The sequence below is a fragment of the Burkholderia cepacia GG4 genome (genome assembly GCF_000292915.1).
GTDB classification, from domain to species: domain Bacteria; phylum Pseudomonadota; class Gammaproteobacteria; order Burkholderiales; family Burkholderiaceae; genus Burkholderia; species Burkholderia cepacia_D.
This window is the reverse complement of the sequence record NC_018513.1, coordinates 482098-498920: the sequence shown is the minus strand read 5'-3', so window position 1 is coordinate 498920 and position 16823 is coordinate 482098. Positions and strand designations below refer to the sequence as shown.

General features: G+C 67.9%; 15 protein-coding genes. 9 read left to right on the top strand and 6 right to left on the bottom strand.

Features of this window, described 5'->3' with window-relative positions:
• The first annotated feature begins 94 nt into the window (after positions 1 to 94).
• The 6 genes from GEM_RS02210 (at position 95) to GEM_RS02185 (ending at position 7520) form a co-directional block, all read left to right on the top strand.
• Positions 95 to 1249 carry an ABC transporter ATP-binding protein gene (locus GEM_RS02210; protein ID WP_014895823.1) on the top strand — a complete coding sequence of 385 codons (1155 nt, stop codon included), beginning with the start codon at positions 95 to 97 and terminating at the stop codon, positions 1247 to 1249.
• Positions 1250 to 1259: 10 nt separating this feature from the next.
• Positions 1260 to 2246, top strand: a complete 987-nt coding sequence (locus tag GEM_RS02205) for an ABC transporter permease subunit (RefSeq protein ID WP_041490591.1) — start codon at positions 1260 to 1262, stop codon at positions 2244 to 2246.
• Positions 2243 to 3082 (top strand): ABC transporter permease subunit, encoded by an 840-nt coding sequence (locus GEM_RS02200; RefSeq protein ID WP_014895821.1) that lies wholly within the window; start codon positions 2243 to 2245, stop codon positions 3080 to 3082. The genes GEM_RS02205 and GEM_RS02200 overlap by 4 nt, the downstream gene beginning before the upstream one ends.
• 101 nt (positions 3083 to 3183) lie before the next feature.
• Positions 3184 to 4776, top strand: coding sequence for a DUF3138 family protein (locus GEM_RS02195; RefSeq protein WP_014895820.1), 1593 nt, complete (start codon positions 3184 to 3186; stop codon positions 4774 to 4776).
• Between the two features lie 112 nt (positions 4777 to 4888).
• Entirely contained in the window at positions 4889 to 6193 is a 1305-nt protein-coding gene (locus GEM_RS02190) for an NAD(P)/FAD-dependent oxidoreductase (protein ID WP_014895819.1), read from the top strand.
• A gap of 25 nt (positions 6194 to 6218) precedes the next feature.
• A complete protein-coding gene (locus tag GEM_RS02185) occupies positions 6219 to 7520 on the top strand; it encodes an NAD(P)/FAD-dependent oxidoreductase (protein WP_014895818.1) in 1302 nt (433 codons plus the stop codon).
• Between the two features lie 81 nt (positions 7521 to 7601).
• Here GEM_RS02185 and gor read toward each other — a convergent pair whose 3' ends face one another.
• The 6 genes from gor to GEM_RS02155 form a co-directional block, all read right to left on the bottom strand.
• Entirely contained in the window at positions 7602 to 8957 is a 1356-nt protein-coding gene (gor, locus tag GEM_RS02180) for a glutathione-disulfide reductase (RefSeq protein ID WP_014895817.1), read from the bottom strand.
• 244 nt (positions 8958 to 9201) lie between these two features.
• On the bottom strand, positions 9202 to 9426 hold the full coding sequence (locus tag GEM_RS02175; RefSeq protein WP_014895816.1) for a hypothetical protein: 225 nt from the start codon (positions 9424 to 9426) through the stop codon (positions 9202 to 9204).
• A gap of 375 nt (positions 9427 to 9801) precedes the next feature.
• Positions 9802 to 10923 (bottom strand): porin, encoded by a 1122-nt coding sequence (locus GEM_RS02170; protein ID WP_014895815.1) that lies wholly within the window; start codon positions 10921 to 10923, stop codon positions 9802 to 9804.
• Between the two features lie 487 nt (positions 10924 to 11410).
• The gene (locus GEM_RS02165; protein WP_014895814.1) at positions 11411 to 12181 is read right to left on the bottom strand and encodes a YoaK family protein; all 771 of its coding nucleotides are present in this window, start codon (positions 12179 to 12181) and stop codon (positions 11411 to 11413) included.
• 252 nt (positions 12182 to 12433) lie between these two features.
• Entirely contained in the window at positions 12434 to 12961 is a 528-nt protein-coding gene (locus GEM_RS02160; RefSeq protein WP_039317776.1) for a chromate transporter, read from the bottom strand.
• On the bottom strand, positions 12958 to 13572 hold the full coding sequence (locus GEM_RS02155; protein ID WP_041490436.1) for a chromate transporter: 615 nt from the start codon (positions 13570 to 13572) through the stop codon (positions 12958 to 12960). The genes GEM_RS02160 and GEM_RS02155 overlap by 4 nt, the downstream gene beginning before the upstream one ends.
• 95 nt (positions 13573 to 13667) lie before the next feature.
• On the opposite strand from GEM_RS02155, the gene GEM_RS02150 reads away from it, so the two are divergent.
• From GEM_RS02150 to GEM_RS02140, 3 genes are all read left to right on the top strand, one after another.
• Complete coding sequence (locus tag GEM_RS02150) at positions 13668 to 14552, top strand: transcriptional regulator GcvA (RefSeq protein ID WP_014895813.1); 885 nt, start codon at positions 13668 to 13670, stop codon at positions 14550 to 14552.
• 895 nt (positions 14553 to 15447) lie between these two features.
• Positions 15448 to 15954: a spore coat U domain-containing protein gene (locus GEM_RS02145; protein WP_014895811.1), complete on the top strand. Its 507-nt coding sequence runs from the start codon at positions 15448 to 15450 to the stop codon at positions 15952 to 15954.
• Positions 15955 to 16049: 95 nt separating this feature from the next.
• Entirely contained in the window at positions 16050 to 16802 is a 753-nt protein-coding gene (locus GEM_RS02140) for a molecular chaperone (RefSeq protein WP_014895810.1), read from the top strand.
• Positions 16803 to 16823: the final 21 nt, after the last annotated feature.

Sequence of the window (16823 nt, the reverse complement as noted above, 5' to 3'; positions counted from 1 at the left end):
CCATCCGGCACGAGCCGTTGTCCGCGAGTCGCGTTGCGCGCCTCGTGCGGGGACGCTCACGCCTGCAATCCGTGAAGAACGAATGGTGACTCCCATGCAATCGATACCCTCTTCCGCTGCTGCACGACAGACCCAACCGGCCCCCGTGGCCCGTTCGAAGAACGACGCGTTCGTGCGCATCGAAAACGTCGTGAAGAAATTCGGCGACAGCACCGCCGTCGACAACGTGAACCTGACGATCGCGAAGAACGAGCTGTTCGCGCTGCTCGGCAGCTCCGGCTGCGGCAAGTCGACGCTGCTGCGCATGCTTGCCGGGCTGGAGACGGCCACCTCCGGCAAGATCTTCGTCGACGGCGAGGACCTTGCCTCGCTGCCGCCGTACCGGCGCCCGGTCAACATGATGTTCCAGTCGTATGCGTTGTTCCCGCACATGTCGGTCGAGTCGAACGTCGCGTTCGGCCTGAAGCAGGAAGGCACGCCGAAGCACGAGATCAAGGAACGCGTGGCCGACGCGCTCGCGCTGGTGCAGATGAGCAAGTACGCGAAGCGCAAGCCGCATCAGCTGTCCGGCGGCCAGCAGCAGCGCGTCGCGCTCGCACGTTCGCTGGTCAAGCGCCCGAAGCTGCTGCTGCTCGACGAGCCGATGTCCGCGCTCGACAAGAAGATCCGCCAGAAGACCCAGCTCGAACTCGTGAACATCATCGAGAAGGTCGACGTGACCTGCGTGATGGTCACGCATGACCAGGAGGAGGCGATGACGATGGCGAGCCGCCTCGCAGTGATGAGCGAAGGCAAGATCGTGCAGATCGGCACGCCCGGCGAAGTATACGAATACCCGAACAGCCGCTTCTCGGCCGAGTTCATCGGCTCGACGAACCTGTTCGAAGGGCGCGTGGTCGAGGACGAACCGGATCACATCTTCGTCGAAAGCGACGACCTCGAGGCACGCATGTACGTGAGCCACGGCGTGACCGGCCCGCTCGGGATGCCGGTCGGCATCTCGGTGCGCCCGGAGCGCGTGCACGTATCGCGCGACAAACCGGGCTCGCATCACAACTGGGCGCGCGGTGTCGTCACCGACATCGCGTACATGGGCAGCTACTCGCTGTATCACGTGCGGCTGCCGAGCGGCAAGACGGTGGTGTCGAACCTGTCGAGCTCGCACCTGCTGCATGACGGCGCGCCGTCGTGGAACGACGACGTGTTCGTGTCGTGGTCGCCGGCCAGCGGCGTCGTGCTGACGCAGTGAGGGCGACATGATGAGAACTTCCGCTTCCACTCCGTCCGCGCCGGTGCCGACCGGCGCTACCGCTGCGACCCAGGCCGCCAAGCGCCGCAGCCGCTTCGCCGCGCTGTCGCGCTTCCTGCCGTCGGGCCGCAACCTCGCGATCGGCGTGCCGTTCCTGTGGCTCACTGTCTTCTTCGCGCTGCCGTTCGTGCTGGTATTCAAGATCAGCTTCGCCGACCAGGTGATGGGGATCCCGCCGTACACGTCGCTCGTCGAGATCAAGGACGGCGTCGTGCACTTCGCGCTGCAGCTGTCGCACTACGCGTTCCTGCTGCAGGACGACCTGTACATCGCGACCTACCTCAGCTCGCTGAAGATGGCCGCCGTGTCGACGCTGCTGTGCCTGCTGATCGGCTTCCCGATGGCGTACTACATCGCGCGCTCGGAACCGGGCCGGCGCAATGTGCTGATGATGGCCGTGATGCTGCCGTTCTGGACGTCGTTCCTGATCCGCGTGTACGCATGGATCGGCATCCTGAAGGACGACGGCCTGCTGAACCACGCGCTGATCGCGCTGGGCATCATCCACACGCCGCTGCGGCTGTATCACAGCGATGCGGGCGTCTACATCGGGATGGTCTATTCGTACCTGCCGTTCATGGTGATGCCGCTCTATGCGCACCTCGTGAAGATGGACCTCACGCTGCTCGAGGCCGCGTACGACCTCGGCGCGAAGCCGTGGGTCGCGTTCACGCGCATCACGCTGCCGCTGTCGAAGAACGGGATCATCGCCGGCAGCCTGCTGGTGTTCATCCCGGCGGTGGGCGAGTACGTGATTCCGGAACTGCTCGGCGGCGCCGACACGCTGATGATCGGCCGCGTGATGTGGGATGAATTCTTCAACAACATGGACTGGCCGATGGCGTCCGCGGTGACGGTCGCGATGGTGCTGCTGTTGCTGGTGCCGATGGCGCTGTTCCAGTACTACCAGGTCAAGGAACTGGAGGACGCGAAATGATCAAGCCGAGCAAACCGCTGTCGACGGGCGTTCTCGCCTTCGGCTTCCTGTTCCTGTACATCCCGATCATCAGCCTGGTCGTGTACTCGTTCAACGAGTCGAAGCTGGTGACGGTGTGGTCGGGCTTCTCGCTGAAGTGGTACGCGGCGCTGTGGCAGGACGACGAGCTGCTGACGGCCGCGTGGCTGTCGCTGAAGATCGGCCTGCTGACGGCGACCGCGTCGGTCGTGATCGGCACGTGGGCGGGCTTCGTGCTCGCGCGCTTCGGCCGCTTCAAGGGCTTCACGCTGTACACGGGGATGATCAACGCGCCGCTGGTGATTCCGGAGGTGATCCAGGGGATCTCGCTGCTGCTGCTGTTCGTTGCGCTGGAGCAGATGTTCGGCTGGCCGAAGGGTCGCGGGATGGTGACGATCTGGATCGGCCACGTGATTCTATGCGTGTCGTACGTGGCGATCATCGTGCAGTCGCGCGTGAAGGAGATGAACAAGTCGCTGGAGGAGGCGGCGCTGGATCTGGGCGCAACGCCGCTGAAGGTGTTCTTCGTGGTGACGCTGCCGCTGATCTCGCAGGCGCTGCTGTCCGGGTGGCTGCTGTCGTTCACGCTGTCGATCGACGACCTGGTGCTGTCGGCGTTCCTGTCGGGGCCGGGTTCGACGACGCTGCCGCTGGTGGTGTTCTCGCGCGTGCGGCTCGGGCTGAACCCGGAGATGAATGCGCTGGCGACGCTGTTCATCACCGCGGTGACGATCGGCGTGATCGTCGTGAACCAGATGATGATCGCGCGCGAGCGGCGTCGTGTGGCCGACATGAAGGCGGCGTTCGCGGCGGCTTGAATCCCCTCTTCCCCATCCCTCGATAACAAGACCCGCGCGCCGCACGATGCGGCGCGCAAACCGATCGCACATTGACAGGCACACGACAAGGAGAATCCGCAATGAAGAAGAAACTGATCTGCCTGCTGGTGGCCGGCGCGCTGCCGGGCATCGCGCTGGCCGACTCGACTTCCGCCGAGATCAAGGCGCTGCAGGCGCAGGTCGCCGCGCTGCAGAAGCAGATGAAGGCCATGCAGGCGCAGCTCGCCGCGAAGCCCGGCGGCGCGCCGGTGGTCCAGGCCGGCGCGACGGCCGCGACCAAGCCGGTCATCGTGGCCGCCGATCCGTCCTCGCCGGATTACGGCCGTGCCCAGGCCGCGCTGACCAACGACGAAGTCAGCGAAATGAAGCAGCAGATCGCGAACCAGCAGCTGAAGGTCGACTCGCTGACGGACGCGGCCAACACCGGGCCGCTCGCGGGCCTGTCGGTGACGGGCTACATCGACCCGACCTACATCTACAACCGCGCGGCCGGCACGTCGTCGTTCCTGTTCGCGAACCACGAGAACGCGTACAACTACTTCAACAGCACGTTCGGCGATCTCTACCTCGACATCAAGAAGACGTTCGGCGTCGGCCCGATGGCGCCGTCGGCGGAAATCACGCTGATGCCGAACCGCGGCAACGGCATCACGCTGCTGCAGAACTCGCGCGGCTCGATCACCGACAACCTGCTGAACACCGCAGTCGTCAACGTGCCGATCACCGCCGAGACGACGCTCGTCGCCGGCCTGATCCCGAGCTTCGGCGGCTACGAGGTGCAGCAGTCGAACCAGATGCTCACGCTCACGCACAACCTGCTGTACGACTTCTCGGATCCGGGCAGCTACGTCGGCGTCGGCGCGAACTACACGAAGGGCAACTGGGCGTGGAAGTTCTTCCTCGGCAACGAGCAGTACCGCACGTATGGTTCGGTCACGCAGAAGGGCGTGAATGCGCTGGGCGATCCGATCACCACCAGCAACAAGGTGCCGACCTTCACCGCGCGCGCGGACTACACGTGGTCGAGCGCGCTCGATATTGGCGGCTCGTTCAACATCGGGAGACAGACTCTGTCGTCAGCCGCAGTGACCGACCCGGTAACCGGCCAACAGATCGGTGTCAACTACGGCCCGGGTGGTGCGGCCCCGAGCGCATACGGTTCGTTCTTCTTCGGCGAACTCGACGCGACCTACACGCTCGCCGACATTCAGTACAACGCGGAAGTCGACTACGGCCAGCAGCAGCATGCGGCGTACAACGGCGGGCTGGCGCAGTGGTACGGCCTGTCGCTGCTCGCGCACCGCAAGTTCAACGCGCCGGTGGTCGGCCGCATGGGCGTGACGCTGCGCTACGACCTGCTCGCCAACTCGAAGAACGGTGGCGGCGGTGGCGGCATCGCGCTGAACGGCAACGGGATGGATCCGAGCAACGGCTTCGGCGTCGACGCGGACTGCCTCGCGCAGTCGAAGGCCGGCGGCGGCCTGGGCTTCGAGTGCAAGGGCGCGATCCGTCAGGACGTCGCGCTCGACCTGCTGTTCTATCCGACCCAGCAGATCACCGTGAAGGTCGAATACCGGCACGATTGGGCGAACAACAAGGTGTTCCTGCGCAACGACGGTTCGTACGGCAAGTCCAACGACCTGCTCGCGACGCAGTTCATCTATTCGTTCTGATGCGGGCCGCGCGGGACGCCGTGCCGCAATCATGGCGTCCCGCGCCGTTTCACCCGGCCGGATGGCGGTGCAGCGCGCACCGGCGCCGGCCGTCTTCGACGGAGTCGGTTTGATGACGCAGTCTTTCACCCAGCGCGCCGATGCGCTCGCGCGCGACTCGTACTACGAAGCAACCGCCACGCGCCCCGTGGTCGACGACCCTGTGCTCGACGATGCGATCGACGTCGACGTGTGCGTGATCGGCGCGGGCTTCGCGGGCCTGTCGACGGCGCTCGACTGCCGCGCACGCGGGCTGTCGGTCGCCGCGATCGACGCGCACCGCCCCGGCTGGGGCGCGTCGGGCCGCAACGGCGGCCAGGCGATCACGGGCTTCGCGAAGGACGAGGTGATCGAGCGGCAGCTCGGCGCCGGCGGCGCGCGCGCCGCGTGGTCGCTGTCGCTCGACGGCGTCGCGCTGATCGCCGAGCGGATCGCACGCTATGGGATCGACTGCGACTTCACGCGCGGCTACCTGACGGTCGCGACGAAGTCGCGCCGCATCGACGACCTGCGCACGTGGATGGAGGCCGCGACGTCGCGCTGGGGTCATCCGTCGCTGGCGTGGCTCGATACCGGCGAGATTCGCGCGCGGATCGCATCGTCCCGTTATCTGGCAGGCGTCTACGATCCGCTGTCGGGCCACCTGCATCCGCTCAAGTATTGCCTCGGCCTCGCCGAGGCCGCGCGCCGCGAAGGCGTCGCGCTCCATGCGCATACCCCCGCGCTCGACGTCGTGCGCGGCGCACGGCCGGTCGTGCGCACGCCGTCGGGCGAAGTGCGCTGCCGCTTCGTCGTGTCGTGCTGCAACGCGGGCCCCGGCGGCATCTTGCCCGCCGCGACCGCCGCGCGCATCGCGCCGATCGCGTCGTACATCATCGCGACCGAACCGCTCGGCCGCGCGCGCGCCGACGCGCTGATCGCGCAGCGCGAAGCCGTGTGCGACAACAACTTCTTCCTCGACTACTTCCGGCTGTCGGCCGACCACCGGATGCTGTTCGGCGGCCGCGCGAACTCGGCCGGCGCCTCGCCCGACACGCTCGCCGAAACGATCCGGCAGCGCATGGTCGGCGTGTTCCCGCAACTCGCCGACGTGCGTGTCGACCACGCGTGGGGCGGCTTCGTCGACGTCACGCGCAACCGCGCGCCGGACTTTGGCGCGCTCGATCCGAACTTCTTCTACGTCCAGGGCTTCAGCGGACACGGCGTCGCGCTGACCGGGATCGCCGGGCGCACGATCGCCGCCGCGATCGCGGGCGACACGCGCGCGTTCGACCTGTTCGCACGGCTGCGCCACCGGCGCTTTCCCGGCGGCGACGCATGGCGGCAGCCGGCGCTCGAACTCGGGATGCTGTACCACCGCGTGCGCGAGCTGTTCTGAGCCCCCTTTCTCCGTTCTACTGATCATGCAGACATTCGCCAACCAGCCGCACGTCGCGTCGTACTACGCGGCGACCGCCAACGATACGACCCGCCACGCGCCGCTCGCCGGCACGACCGACGCCGACGTGTGCGTGATCGGCGCGGGCCTCACGGGCCTGTCCGCCGCGCTCAACCTCGCCGAGCGCGGCCATTCGGTGACCGTGCTCGAGGCGTCGCGGGTCGGATGGGCGGCGAGCGGGCGCAACGGCGGCCAGTTGATCGGCGGCTTTGCGTGCGACATCGATACGTTCGGCAACTTCATGCCCGAAGGCGACGTGAAGCGGATCTGGGACATGGGGCTCGAAACGTTGTCGCTCGTGAAGTCACGGATCGCACGGCACGACATCGACTGCGCGCTGGTGCCCGGCTACCTGACCGCCGCGAACACCGAGCGCGATGCCGATTCGCTCAAGCGCTGGCGCGACGAGGCCGCGAAGCGCTTCGGCTACGACCGTTTCCACTTCGTCGAAGCCGACGAACTCGGCGACTACGTGCAGTCGGCGCGCTATTGCGGCGGCCTGTACGATCCGGACAGCGGCCACCTGCATCCGCTCAACTACACGCTCGGCCTCGCGCGTGCGGCAACCGACGCAGGCGTGCGCATCCACGAGGACAGCTGTGTGACCCGCGTGCGCGACGTCTCGGGCGGCCACGTCGTCGAAACCGGCCAGGGACAGGTGCGGGCACGCTTCGTCGTGCTCGCATGCAACACCTACGTCGGCACGCTCGCGCCCGCGCTATCGAAGAAGATCATGCCGGTCGGCACCTACGTGATCGCGACCGAGCCGCTCGGCGACGCGCGCGCCGCCGCGCTGATGCCCGCGCGCGCGGCGATCTGCGACAGCCGCTTCGTGCTCGATTATTTCCGGCCGGCGCCCGACACGCGGCTCGTGTGGGGCGGCAAGGTCAGCTATTCGACGCGGCAGCCGCGCGATCTCGCGGCGGCAATGCGCGCGGACATGCTCAAGACGTTCCCGCAGCTCGCGGACGTGAAGGTCGACTATGCATGGGGTGGCTTCGTCGACATCACGATGAACCGCGCACCGCACTTCGGCCGTGTCGCGCCGACGATGTACTTCGCGCAGGGATTCTCGGGGCACGGCGTGAACACGACCGCGCTCGCGGGCAAGCTGATCGCCGAGGCGATCGACGGACAGTCGAGCCGCTTCGACCTGTTCGACAGGATCCGCCATCGCGACTTCCCGGGCGGCGCGACGCTGCGCACGCCGGCGCTGGTGCTCGCGATGAGCTGGTACCGGATGCTCGACGCGTTCGGCGTGCACTGAGCGCCATACGCGCCAATGAAAAACGGCCGCGTCAAGCGCGGCCGTGCGGCTCTCGTGTAGCGCGGCTGCGTGCCGCCCTCGCTAGTCCGCCACCTTCTGCCGCATCGTCACGAATTCCTCGGCCGCGGTCGGGTGGATGCCGATCGTGTCGTCGAACTGCGCCTTCGTCGCGCCCGCGCGAATCGCGATCGCGATGCCCTGGATGATCTCGCCCGCATCGCGGCCGACCATGTGCGCACCGATCACGCGCTGGCTGTCGCGCGCGACGACGAGCTTCATCATCGTGCGCTCGTCGCGGCCCGACAGCGTGTGGCGCAACGCCTTGAACGACGTGCGGTAGATGTCGAGGTCGGCGTGCACGCGACGCGCATCGGCCTCGGTCAGGCCGACCGTCGCGACCTCGGGCTGGCTGAACACGGCCGACGGCACCCATTCATGATCGGCCGCGACGCGCGACCCGCCGAACAGCGTCCGCGCAAGCAGCCCGCCGTCGCGTGTCGCCACCGGCGTGAGCTGCGGCCGCGACGTGACGTCGCCGATCGCATGGATCGAAGGCACCGACGTCGCCGAATACGCATCGACGGCGATCGCGCCGCGTGCGTCGAGCATGACACCCGCCTGTTCGAGCCCGAGCCCGTCCACGTTCGGCACGCGGCCGGTCGCATAGAGCACCGCGTCGTAGGGCCCGTGCCGCGCATCGCCGACACGCACGGACAGCGTGCCGTCGTCCGCGCGCTCGATCGACTCGACCACCGAGCGCGCGTGGATCGTGACGCCCTGCTTCGTCATCTCGTCGGTCAGGAATTGCCGCACGTCGTCGTCGAAGCCGCGCAGGATCTTCTCGCCGCGATAGAACAGGTCGACGTGGCTGCCGAAGCCGTTGAAGATGCCCGCGAACTCGACCGCGATATAACCGCCGCCGACCACCGCGATGCGCTTGGGGCACGTCCCGAGCGACAACGCCTCGCGCGACGTGATCGCATGCTCGATGCCGGGACGGTGCGGCAGCACCGGCCGCGAGCCGGTCGCGATCGCGATGTGGCGCGCGCGGATCGTGCGGCCGCCGATCGCGACCGTATGCGCGTCGACCAGCGTCGCTCGCCCCGCGTGCATGTCGACGCCCGATTGCCGCAGCAGGTTGATGTAGATGTCGCTGAGCCGGTTGATCTCGCGATCCTTCGCGGCGATCAGCGCGGACCAGTCGAGCGTGCCGGCGCCGAAGCGCCAGCCGAAGCCCTGCGCGTCCTCGAGCTCGTGCGGATAGTGCGATGCGTAGACGAGCAGCTTCTTCGGGATGCAGCCGCGCAGCACGCAGGTGCCGCCGATCTGCTCCTGTTCCGCTATGCCGACGCGTGCACCGTATGACGCCGACATCCGGGCGAGCCTCACGCCGCCGGAGCCGGCCCCGATGACGAACAGGTCGTAGTCGAAATCCATCGCAAGCCCTCATCGCAGTTCGGATGACGGCACGATAGCAAGATTCCGGAATTCGTGCGGGACGTGGCGCCGCAGCACACGCGCCCCATAAAAAACGGCGAGAGACGTCGCCTCTCGCCGGTCAAACCAGCTGCCGGGTGTGCCATGCGTCACCGATCGACCACATGCCCGGCCTGCCGGCCGCGCGGCACCGGTCCGCCCGGGCGCGCGAACGGCGCACCCGCGGCGGGACCAGCCGCCATGCTCAGGCCTGCGACGTGTCGCTGCCGTCCGTCGCCTGCGTGTCGTCAGCCTGCTGCGGCTGCTCTTCCTTCTTCTCGAGCATGCCTTCGATCGCCTCGGCGCCCTTGAAGCCGGCGACGGCTGCCGCCGCCTTGGTCAGCAGGCCCGCATCCGGATCGACCTTCTCGGCCGCCTCGACGGCTGCCACTGCGCCAGCGATTTCACCCACGGTGTTCAGGATACCCATCGTCATCCCCTTTCAAGAAAATCGTGAGCGCATCGTCCCACGAAAAAAAACCGGCAGACCGTGTCTGTCATCACCGGATACACAAGTTACGCACCAGGCCGGCCGTGCACGACGCGCACTCCGGAACGACGCCCGCGCGTGCCCATTGCGACACACGGCGGACCATGCACGCAGCGTAGCGGAAACACCGGGCGCGCACTGTCAAAGTATGTTCTGTCATGCCGACGGAACCCTTACGGCCGGGCCTTTCCTGATGGAGCGATCGCTGAATAGTCGGCCGCGCGCATGAAGGTCGCGTGACGAAAAAAAGAGGCTCCCGCGGGAGCCTCTTCGATGCGCGCCGAGCCGAGGCCGGTGCACGCGTGCCGACGTTCGTCAGAAGATATTGCGCAGGCCGATCGCGATGCCGGTCTGGTTGCTGCGACCCGGCAGCTCGACGTTCGCCGCGCCGTTCGTCTTGTTGAAGTCGACGGTGCCGTAAACTTCCGTGCGCTTGCTGAGCGCGTATTCGGCGATGCCGACGATCGCGTAGCGGTTGCCGCTCGCGAGCGTGCCGTTGGTGGTCATCGCGTTGCGCATGTGGTCGTAGTAGAACGCGCCCGTCAGCGTCAGCGGCGTGCTGACCTGCCAGCTCACGCCCGCGAACGGACCGTCGTCGATCCGGCCGGTACCCTTCGCGACCGGAATCGACTGCTGCGCGAGCAGGCTGTCGACGAAACCGGTGTCGTCCTTCGAGCGCAGGTAGCCCGCGTAGACCTTCGCCTTGCTGAACGCGTACACGACGTTTGCGTGGTAGATGGTCTGCTTGCGTGCGGAGTTGTCGCTGTTCTGCTGCGCGCCGGCCGCGATGCTGAGCGGCCCCATCACGTACGACAGCGACACGCCCCAGGCATTGCCCTTGCCGAGCGAGCCCGGGATCTGGCCCGAGAAGCCGCCCGCGCCGGTCGATTCGTAATTGGTGCCCGTCGAGTACATCGCCTTCGCGGTCAGGCCCGCGAACTTGCCGGTGTACTTGATCTGGTTGTCCGCATACAGGCCGCCACCCAGCGCGACCGGCAGCCACGCGTTTTCGAGGTAGTTGCCGACCGTCAGCGGATCGTAGGTGTCCGACAGCAGGTCGAACAGCGGGGTCTTCTGGCGGCCGAGGGTCACCGTGCCGTACGGGCTCTGCAGGCCGACGTACGCTGCGCGGTTGAACAGGCGGCCGCTGTCGGCGAATGCGCCGTTCTGCAGGTTCACGCCGCTTTCGAGGTTGAACAGGGCCTTCAGGCCGCCGCCGAGGTCTTCCGTGCCGTAGATGCCGAAGCGGCTGTTGGTGATCGCGCCGTTGGTCATCGACAGCAGGCCGTCGTTCTTGGCGTTCGCGTTGGTCAGGTACCGGACGCTGACGTCGGCGACGCCCCACAGCGTGACCGAGCTTTGTGCTGCTGCGTACTGGCTGGCGAAGGCCAGGGCCGCGCCCCCTGCGATGGCTGCGAGTCGGGTGGTCTGCTTCATGAGCTTTCCTATTTGTAGGTGTCTCCATTCATGGCCGGCCGCGTGCGCAACCGGGTGGCGATCGCGAACGTTCTTGGCGCGCGCGATGTGGGCTGAATCATAAGACCAGTGCGCGCCCTGAAAGAAATTGAAATGCGTGGTAACGCGCGATTGTCGCCCGGGAACAACGTTTCCCGCGCCAGGCTTGCCTCTCGCGGCGCTGACCCGGGGCGAATCGAGCGTCGAAAGCGGGTCGGTGCTGTAAGGATCGAGTGGATGCGGGCGACGCGGTTCGTCGCGCGGCGGGCGGCGGGCGGCGGTGGCACGGTCCACGGAGGGTCGGCAGTGGCGCCGATCGACGGTATCGGATGCGGCCGGGGCAACCGGTTTGCATTCGGGTGTAACTGCGGGTCGGTGACGGTATGAACCGGTCAATCCGTCACGCGGTAATTCGGTCACGCGCTGCCAGGCAAGCCGCGCGGTGGCGGCCCTCGGCCCTCTGCACGCGTCAGGCGGCCGGCCTCGGCGTCCCGCCGTCGGGAGTGCTGGCGTTGCTGCCATTGCTACCGACGTCGCCCGCCCTGCCGCCGCCGCCGTCACGGTCACCACCCACACGCCGCCACGCCCGCCGCACGATCTCCGCGAACGCACCGGCGAGCAGCAGCACGGCGCCCCACAGCGCAAGGTCCGGCACGAGCCGCGTCACGAGGCCGCCGACCACCGCGCCGGCCAGGAAGCAGAAGCTGATCGTCGCGAGCAGTGCCGAGTCGTGCAGCGCGCCCGCGTCGTAGCGCGGAATCAGCCCGATGAACAGCTTCTGCGCGGCGCGCCGCAGGTTGCCGGTCGTCATCACCGACGTGTAGGACAGCTCCTCGAGATGGGTGAACGACAGCGTCTGCAGCGTCGCGACGAACGAGATGCCCGGGATCAGCCATGCGCTCGACGCGCCGACGAGCCCGCTCGCGGCGATGCCGAGAAACGCGATCTCGACGATCAGGCTCGCGAACGCCGTGTGGCGCATCCAGCCGCGTTGCGCGGCGAGACCGAGCAGGTGCGCGACGAACACCGCGACCACGAAGCCGCCGAGCGGCGGCACGTGATGCAGCGCGGCCGCCCATTCGCCCGCCGACAGATTGATGCCGAGCAGCGCGACGTTGCCGGTCATCGTGTTCGCGAACACGTGGCCGTGGCCGACATACGTGTAGGCGTCGAGGTAGCCGCCGGACAGCGTCAGCAGTGCGGCGACAGTGAGGTTGCGGCTTGCGCCGTCGAGATCCATCGATCCTCCCGTGTGGCGCGTCGCCCGGCCGCACGCGGCGGGCGGCGCCAGGTTCATCGGTGCCGGCGGGCGCAGGACGCCGCGGCTTCGGCGCCGCCCTGGCTCAGGCTCGCGGGCCGCGCCAATATCATGCTCGGCGTCGGGCGAGCATCCAGTCGCACGGTGCCGGCACGCACCACCGTCGCGGATGGCCGCGCCGAAAGACCGGCCGAGTAGACCGGCCACCTCGCCGGCCACTTCACTGACCCCGATTCACTGGCCGATGCCGGTGAGCCCGATCAGCGCGCCGGCCGCGAGCAGCCACAGCGGGTGGATGCGGGTACGCCACGCAAGCACCGCGCACGCGGCGGTGATACCCCACTGGATCGCGGTGCGATTCGATGCCGCCGAAATCAGCACCGCGCTGGCCGCGACGAGCCCGGCCGTGACCGGCATCAGCCCCTGCTGCACGTAGCGGCGCCACGGCCGGTCGCGAAAGCGCTCCCACGCATGCAGCGCCAGCACGGTGACGACCGACGACGGCCCGAATTTCGCGATCGACGCGACCAGCAGCCCGGCCCAGCCCGCCACATGCCAGCCGACCAGCGACACGATCATCATGTTCGGCCCCGGTGCCGCCTGCGCGAGCGCGAACAGTGCGGTGAACTCGTGTGCGCTCATCCAGTGATGCACGTCGACCACCTGCCGCTGCATCTCCGGCAGGATCGTGTTGCCGCCGCCGAACGCGAGCAGCGACAGCTGGCTGAAGATCGTCGCGATTGCGATCAGCGTGTCGTTCATGACCGGGCTCCGTCGCGCGCGGTGGTGCGCGGCGCTGCCGGCGTATCGCGGCGCCGCGACGCGAGCCAGATGCTGACCGGCGTCAGCACCAGCATCGTCGTCAGCAGCGGCAGGCGCAGCACCGCGATCGCGACGAACGCGAGCGCCGCGACGCCGGCCGCCGCGCGCGGCGCGTGCCGCAGCGGCTTCACGACCTTCACCGCCATCGCGACGAGCAGGCCCGCAGCCGCGGCGGCGAGCCCGCCGAACAGGTGCTGCACGCGCGGATCGCCCTGCGTCTTCGCATACAGCACGCCGAGCGCGACGACGACCAGCGTCGGCCCGGCGATCAGCCCGAGAATGCCGGCGAATGCGCCCGCGACGCCGCGAAAGCGCATGCCGACGGCGACCGACAGGTTGATCACGTTGCCGCCCGGCAGGAACTGACACAGCCCGAGCAGATCGGTGAATTCTTCGGCGGACAGCCATTTGCGCTCGTCGACGATGGTGCGCCGCGCAAACGGCAGCGCGCCGCCGAACGACATCAGGCCGAGCGACAGGAAGCCGGTGAACAGCTCGGCGAGGCCGACCCGGCGTGCGGACGCGGCGGGCGGCGGAGAAACGGATTGCATGGGGATCCTCACAAACGGTGCCTCGAGGTTACCGCCGTTCAGGAGGCCGGCAAAACGATTTTATCGGCGCGTCCTTGTGATCTAGAATCACAAGCATGGCACGTGATCTCCCGCCCTTTTCCGCGCTTCGGGCCTTTGAAGCGGCGGCACGACATGAAAGCTTCAGCGCTGCCGGCGACGAGCTGCATGTGACTCACGGTGCCATCAGCCGGCAGATCGCCGGGTTCGAGGCATGGCTCGGCAAGCCGGTGTTCCACCGCTACGGCAAGCGCGTGAAGCTCACCGACGAAGGCCGCCGCTATCTGGACACCGTGCGCGCCGCGTTCGACAGCATCGCGCTCGCCACCGAGCAGCTGCGCAACACCGGTGCCGCGCGCGTGCTGCGCATCAATGCGCTGCCGACCTTCGCGATGAAATGGCTGCTGCCGCGCCTGTCGCGATTCCAGCGCGACGTGCCGAACGTCGAGCTGAAGCTGTCGACTTCGAATGCGCCGCTCGACACGCTCGACGGCTTCGACGTCGCGATCCGCCGCGGCCCCGGCCACTGGCCGAATTGCACGAGCGGCCACTTCCTCGACGAAAGCGTGATCCCGGTCTGCAGCCCCGCGCTGCTCAAGCGCGCGCCGATTACCCGCGCGGACGATCTCGTGCGGCACGTGCTGCTGCATTCGGATACGCGGCCGGAAGGCTGGCGCGACTGGTTCGCGGCGGCCGGCGTGACGATGAAGGGGCGCAAGCGGCAGTCGTTCGACCACTTCTACCTGGCGCTACAGGCGGCCGTCGACGGGCTGGGTGTCGCGCTCGGCCCGCTGCCGCTGATCGACGACGAACTCGCGAGCGGCCGGCTGGTGATGCCGCTCGACGGACCGCGCATCGCGACGCGCAGCTACTGGTGGATCGCGCCCGGCGCGCCGGCCGACGATCCGCTCGTCGCGCAGTTCTGCGCGTGGCTGCAGGGGCAGTCGAATACCAACACATGACGCGACACGCACCCGGCACGAGATCGAAACGGCAGCGATACGCCGCCTCCCGCCCCGCACGCGTTGCACGGATGAAACCGATCCGCACGCGCCGCGTGCGTTTCCCCAGCAGAATCGCCATCGCGCGGCACCGCAATTCCCCCGTCATTCCCGTCATTGCGCACCGGGCCTGATGCGCCGCCGACCGGCCCCGCCACCCGTGTTTCACGCCTGAAACATTTTCGCGTCCGCAACGTCGCACAACCGCCACGCCGTACCCGCTCAGCCCCTGTCCGCGCCGCAGTCCGCGCGCTGGCCCGTTGCTTGCTGATGCTGCCGTGCAGACAACAACGACTGCACGGGCGAGCGGCTCGATGCAGGCACACACAATCACTAAGCGGGTCGGGGAAATCATGTCGAAACTCACATCGGCCGTCATACGGCTGCTGTCCTGCCTCACTCCTCCTGTTACGCATCGGCTGATGCCGGCGGCGCGACTTCGCCCCGTCGACGCCCGGTGCGCCCATTCGATCCGCGCCGTCACCCGACGTCACGACGCCCCGATTCGATAGCCGAATCCCGGAAAGCTGCCTGCCTGGCGCATGCGCGCCACGACAATCCGTGCCGTTCGCACGGGCATTGCCGCCGGCGCTCGCCTGCGCGCAGATCCGCGCGCGGGCGGCGACGGCCGCGATAGAAGTCGTACGCCCGCGGCGGCGCAGCCAGGGTGCTCGTGCCCGAGCACCGCGCCGGTCCGACTCCGCATACCGACACAAAGGAGGTGCCCGCCCAGCAAGCGATCCGACTCCGACGCACCCGGAAGACCCATCGCGCATCCGGACGATCGAGACCCCGTCCCGAATGACCCTCTCGTCGCACCGGCTGCACATTCCAGCTTTCAAGGGAGAAATGCATCATGAAGCAATCCTTACTGACCAAGGCGGCGCTTGCCGCATCGCTTGCTTGCGTGACCGTTGCGGTATCGGCCGGACAAGCCAGCACGACGTTCGGCGTGTCCGCCACGGTCAACGCAACCTGCCTGATCGACTCGGCGGGCGCACTGACCTTCCCGGCCTATACGCCGGGCACCGGCGATCAGACCGCGCAGTCGGCGGTCACGGTCCGCTGCACGAACGGCACGAATTTCAACATTGGCCTGAATGCGGGCACCACGTCCGGCGCCACCGTGACCAACCGCATCATGACGAGCGGCTCGAATCAGCTCAACTACTCGCTGTACCAGGATTCGAACCGTACGGTCGTCTGGGGCAACACGCCGCCGACCGACACCGTCAACGGCACGGGTGCGGGCATGGCGATGGCCCAGGCGATCACCAAGACGGTCTACGGCAAGGTGCCCGATCAGCCCAATGCGGTGCCGGGCAGCTACGCCGACACGGTGACGGTCACCGTGACGTTTTAGTGCCGAGCGGAGGGCTCGCGGCATCCCGCCTGCGCGCCCTCCCGACCCGCGGCCGCCGCGCGTGCCGACGCGAATCTCCTGAAGGTGGATCTGTCATGAAACCGAACGTGTGCAAACTCGCGACCTGGATCGCGGCCGTGACGCTCGCCGCCGCATGCGCCGACAGCCAGGCGACCGACTTCACCGTGTCTCCCGTTCGCGTCGAGCTCTCCGCCGCGCAACGGAGCGTCGCGCTCATGGTCAGGAACGAGTCGTCCGACCAGCCCGTGATCGTTCAGCTGCGCACCGCTGCGTGGTCGCAGAACGCGGGGGATGACGTCTACGCGTCCACCGGCGACCTGATTGCCGCCCCGCCCATCTTCACGATCGCGCCCGGCGGTTCGCAAGTCGTGCGCATCGGCCTGCGGCACCCGCCGGCCGCTGATCGGGAAACCGGCTACCGGCTCTATCTGCAAGAGATTCCGCCCGCGCCGAAGCCGGGCTTCGCCGGCGTGCAGATCGCGCTGGAAATGAGCCTGCCGATCTTCGTCAAGCCGGCCACCGACACCGCCCCGCGGCTGCGCTGGAGCGCGGAGCCGCGACCGGGCGGGGCCGGCATGCTCGCACTGCGCGTCACCAACGACGGCACCGCGCATGCGCAGGTCGCGAACCTCGCGCTGTTCGCGCCGGGCAACGATCGCCCCGTCGCCACGCATGCGGAATTCGCGTACGTCCTGCCGGGCCAGTCGCGGGAACTGATGTTCAAACCCGGCGCCGGAGCCTCGCCGGCCGTTGTTTCCGGGTTGCATCTGGTCGGCTACTCCGATGCGGGCGACATCGATTCGACGGTCGCGCCGAGCGCGCGCTAACGCGGCGCTTCTGATCGCGAT

Bases quoted from the DNA above. Each gene is read 5' to 3' on its own strand.
- GEM_RS02170 (WP_014895815.1), bottom strand. From the start codon at position 10,923: ATGAAGCAGACCACCCGACTCGCAGCCATCGCAGGGGGCGCGGCCCTG.
- GEM_RS02200 (WP_014895821.1), top strand. From the start codon at position 2,243: ATGATCAAGCCGAGCAAACCGCTGTCGACGGGCGTTCTCGCCTTCGGC.
- GEM_RS02160 (WP_039317776.1), bottom strand. From the start codon at position 12,961: ATGAACGACACGCTGATCGCAATCGCGACGATCTTCAGCCAGCTGTCG.
- GEM_RS02205 (WP_041490591.1), top strand. From the start codon at position 1,260: ATGAGAACTTCCGCTTCCACTCCGTCCGCGCCGGTGCCGACCGGCGCT.
- gor (WP_014895817.1), bottom strand. From the start codon at position 8,957: ATGGATTTCGACTACGACCTGTTCGTCATCGGGGCCGGCTCCGGCGGC.
- GEM_RS02210 (WP_014895823.1), top strand. From the start codon at position 95: ATGCAATCGATACCCTCTTCCGCTGCTGCACGACAGACCCAACCGGCC.
- GEM_RS02155 (WP_041490436.1), bottom strand. From the start codon at position 13,572: ATGCAATCCGTTTCTCCGCCGCCCGCCGCGTCCGCACGCCGGGTCGGC.
- GEM_RS02195 (WP_014895820.1), top strand. From the start codon at position 3,184: ATGAAGAAGAAACTGATCTGCCTGCTGGTGGCCGGCGCGCTGCCGGGC.
- GEM_RS02175 (WP_014895816.1), bottom strand. From the start codon at position 9,426: ATGGGTATCCTGAACACCGTGGGTGAAATCGCTGGCGCAGTGGCAGCC.
- GEM_RS02145 (WP_014895811.1), top strand. From the start codon at position 15,448: ATGAAGCAATCCTTACTGACCAAGGCGGCGCTTGCCGCATCGCTTGCT.
- GEM_RS02190 (WP_014895819.1), top strand. From the start codon at position 4,889: ATGACGCAGTCTTTCACCCAGCGCGCCGATGCGCTCGCGCGCGACTCG.
- GEM_RS02150 (WP_014895813.1), top strand. From the start codon at position 13,668: ATGGCACGTGATCTCCCGCCCTTTTCCGCGCTTCGGGCCTTTGAAGCG.
- GEM_RS02185 (WP_014895818.1), top strand. From the start codon at position 6,219: ATGCAGACATTCGCCAACCAGCCGCACGTCGCGTCGTACTACGCGGCG.
- GEM_RS02140 (WP_014895810.1), top strand. From the start codon at position 16,050: ATGAAACCGAACGTGTGCAAACTCGCGACCTGGATCGCGGCCGTGACG.
- GEM_RS02165 (WP_014895814.1), bottom strand. From the start codon at position 12,181: ATGGATCTCGACGGCGCAAGCCGCAACCTCACTGTCGCCGCACTGCTG.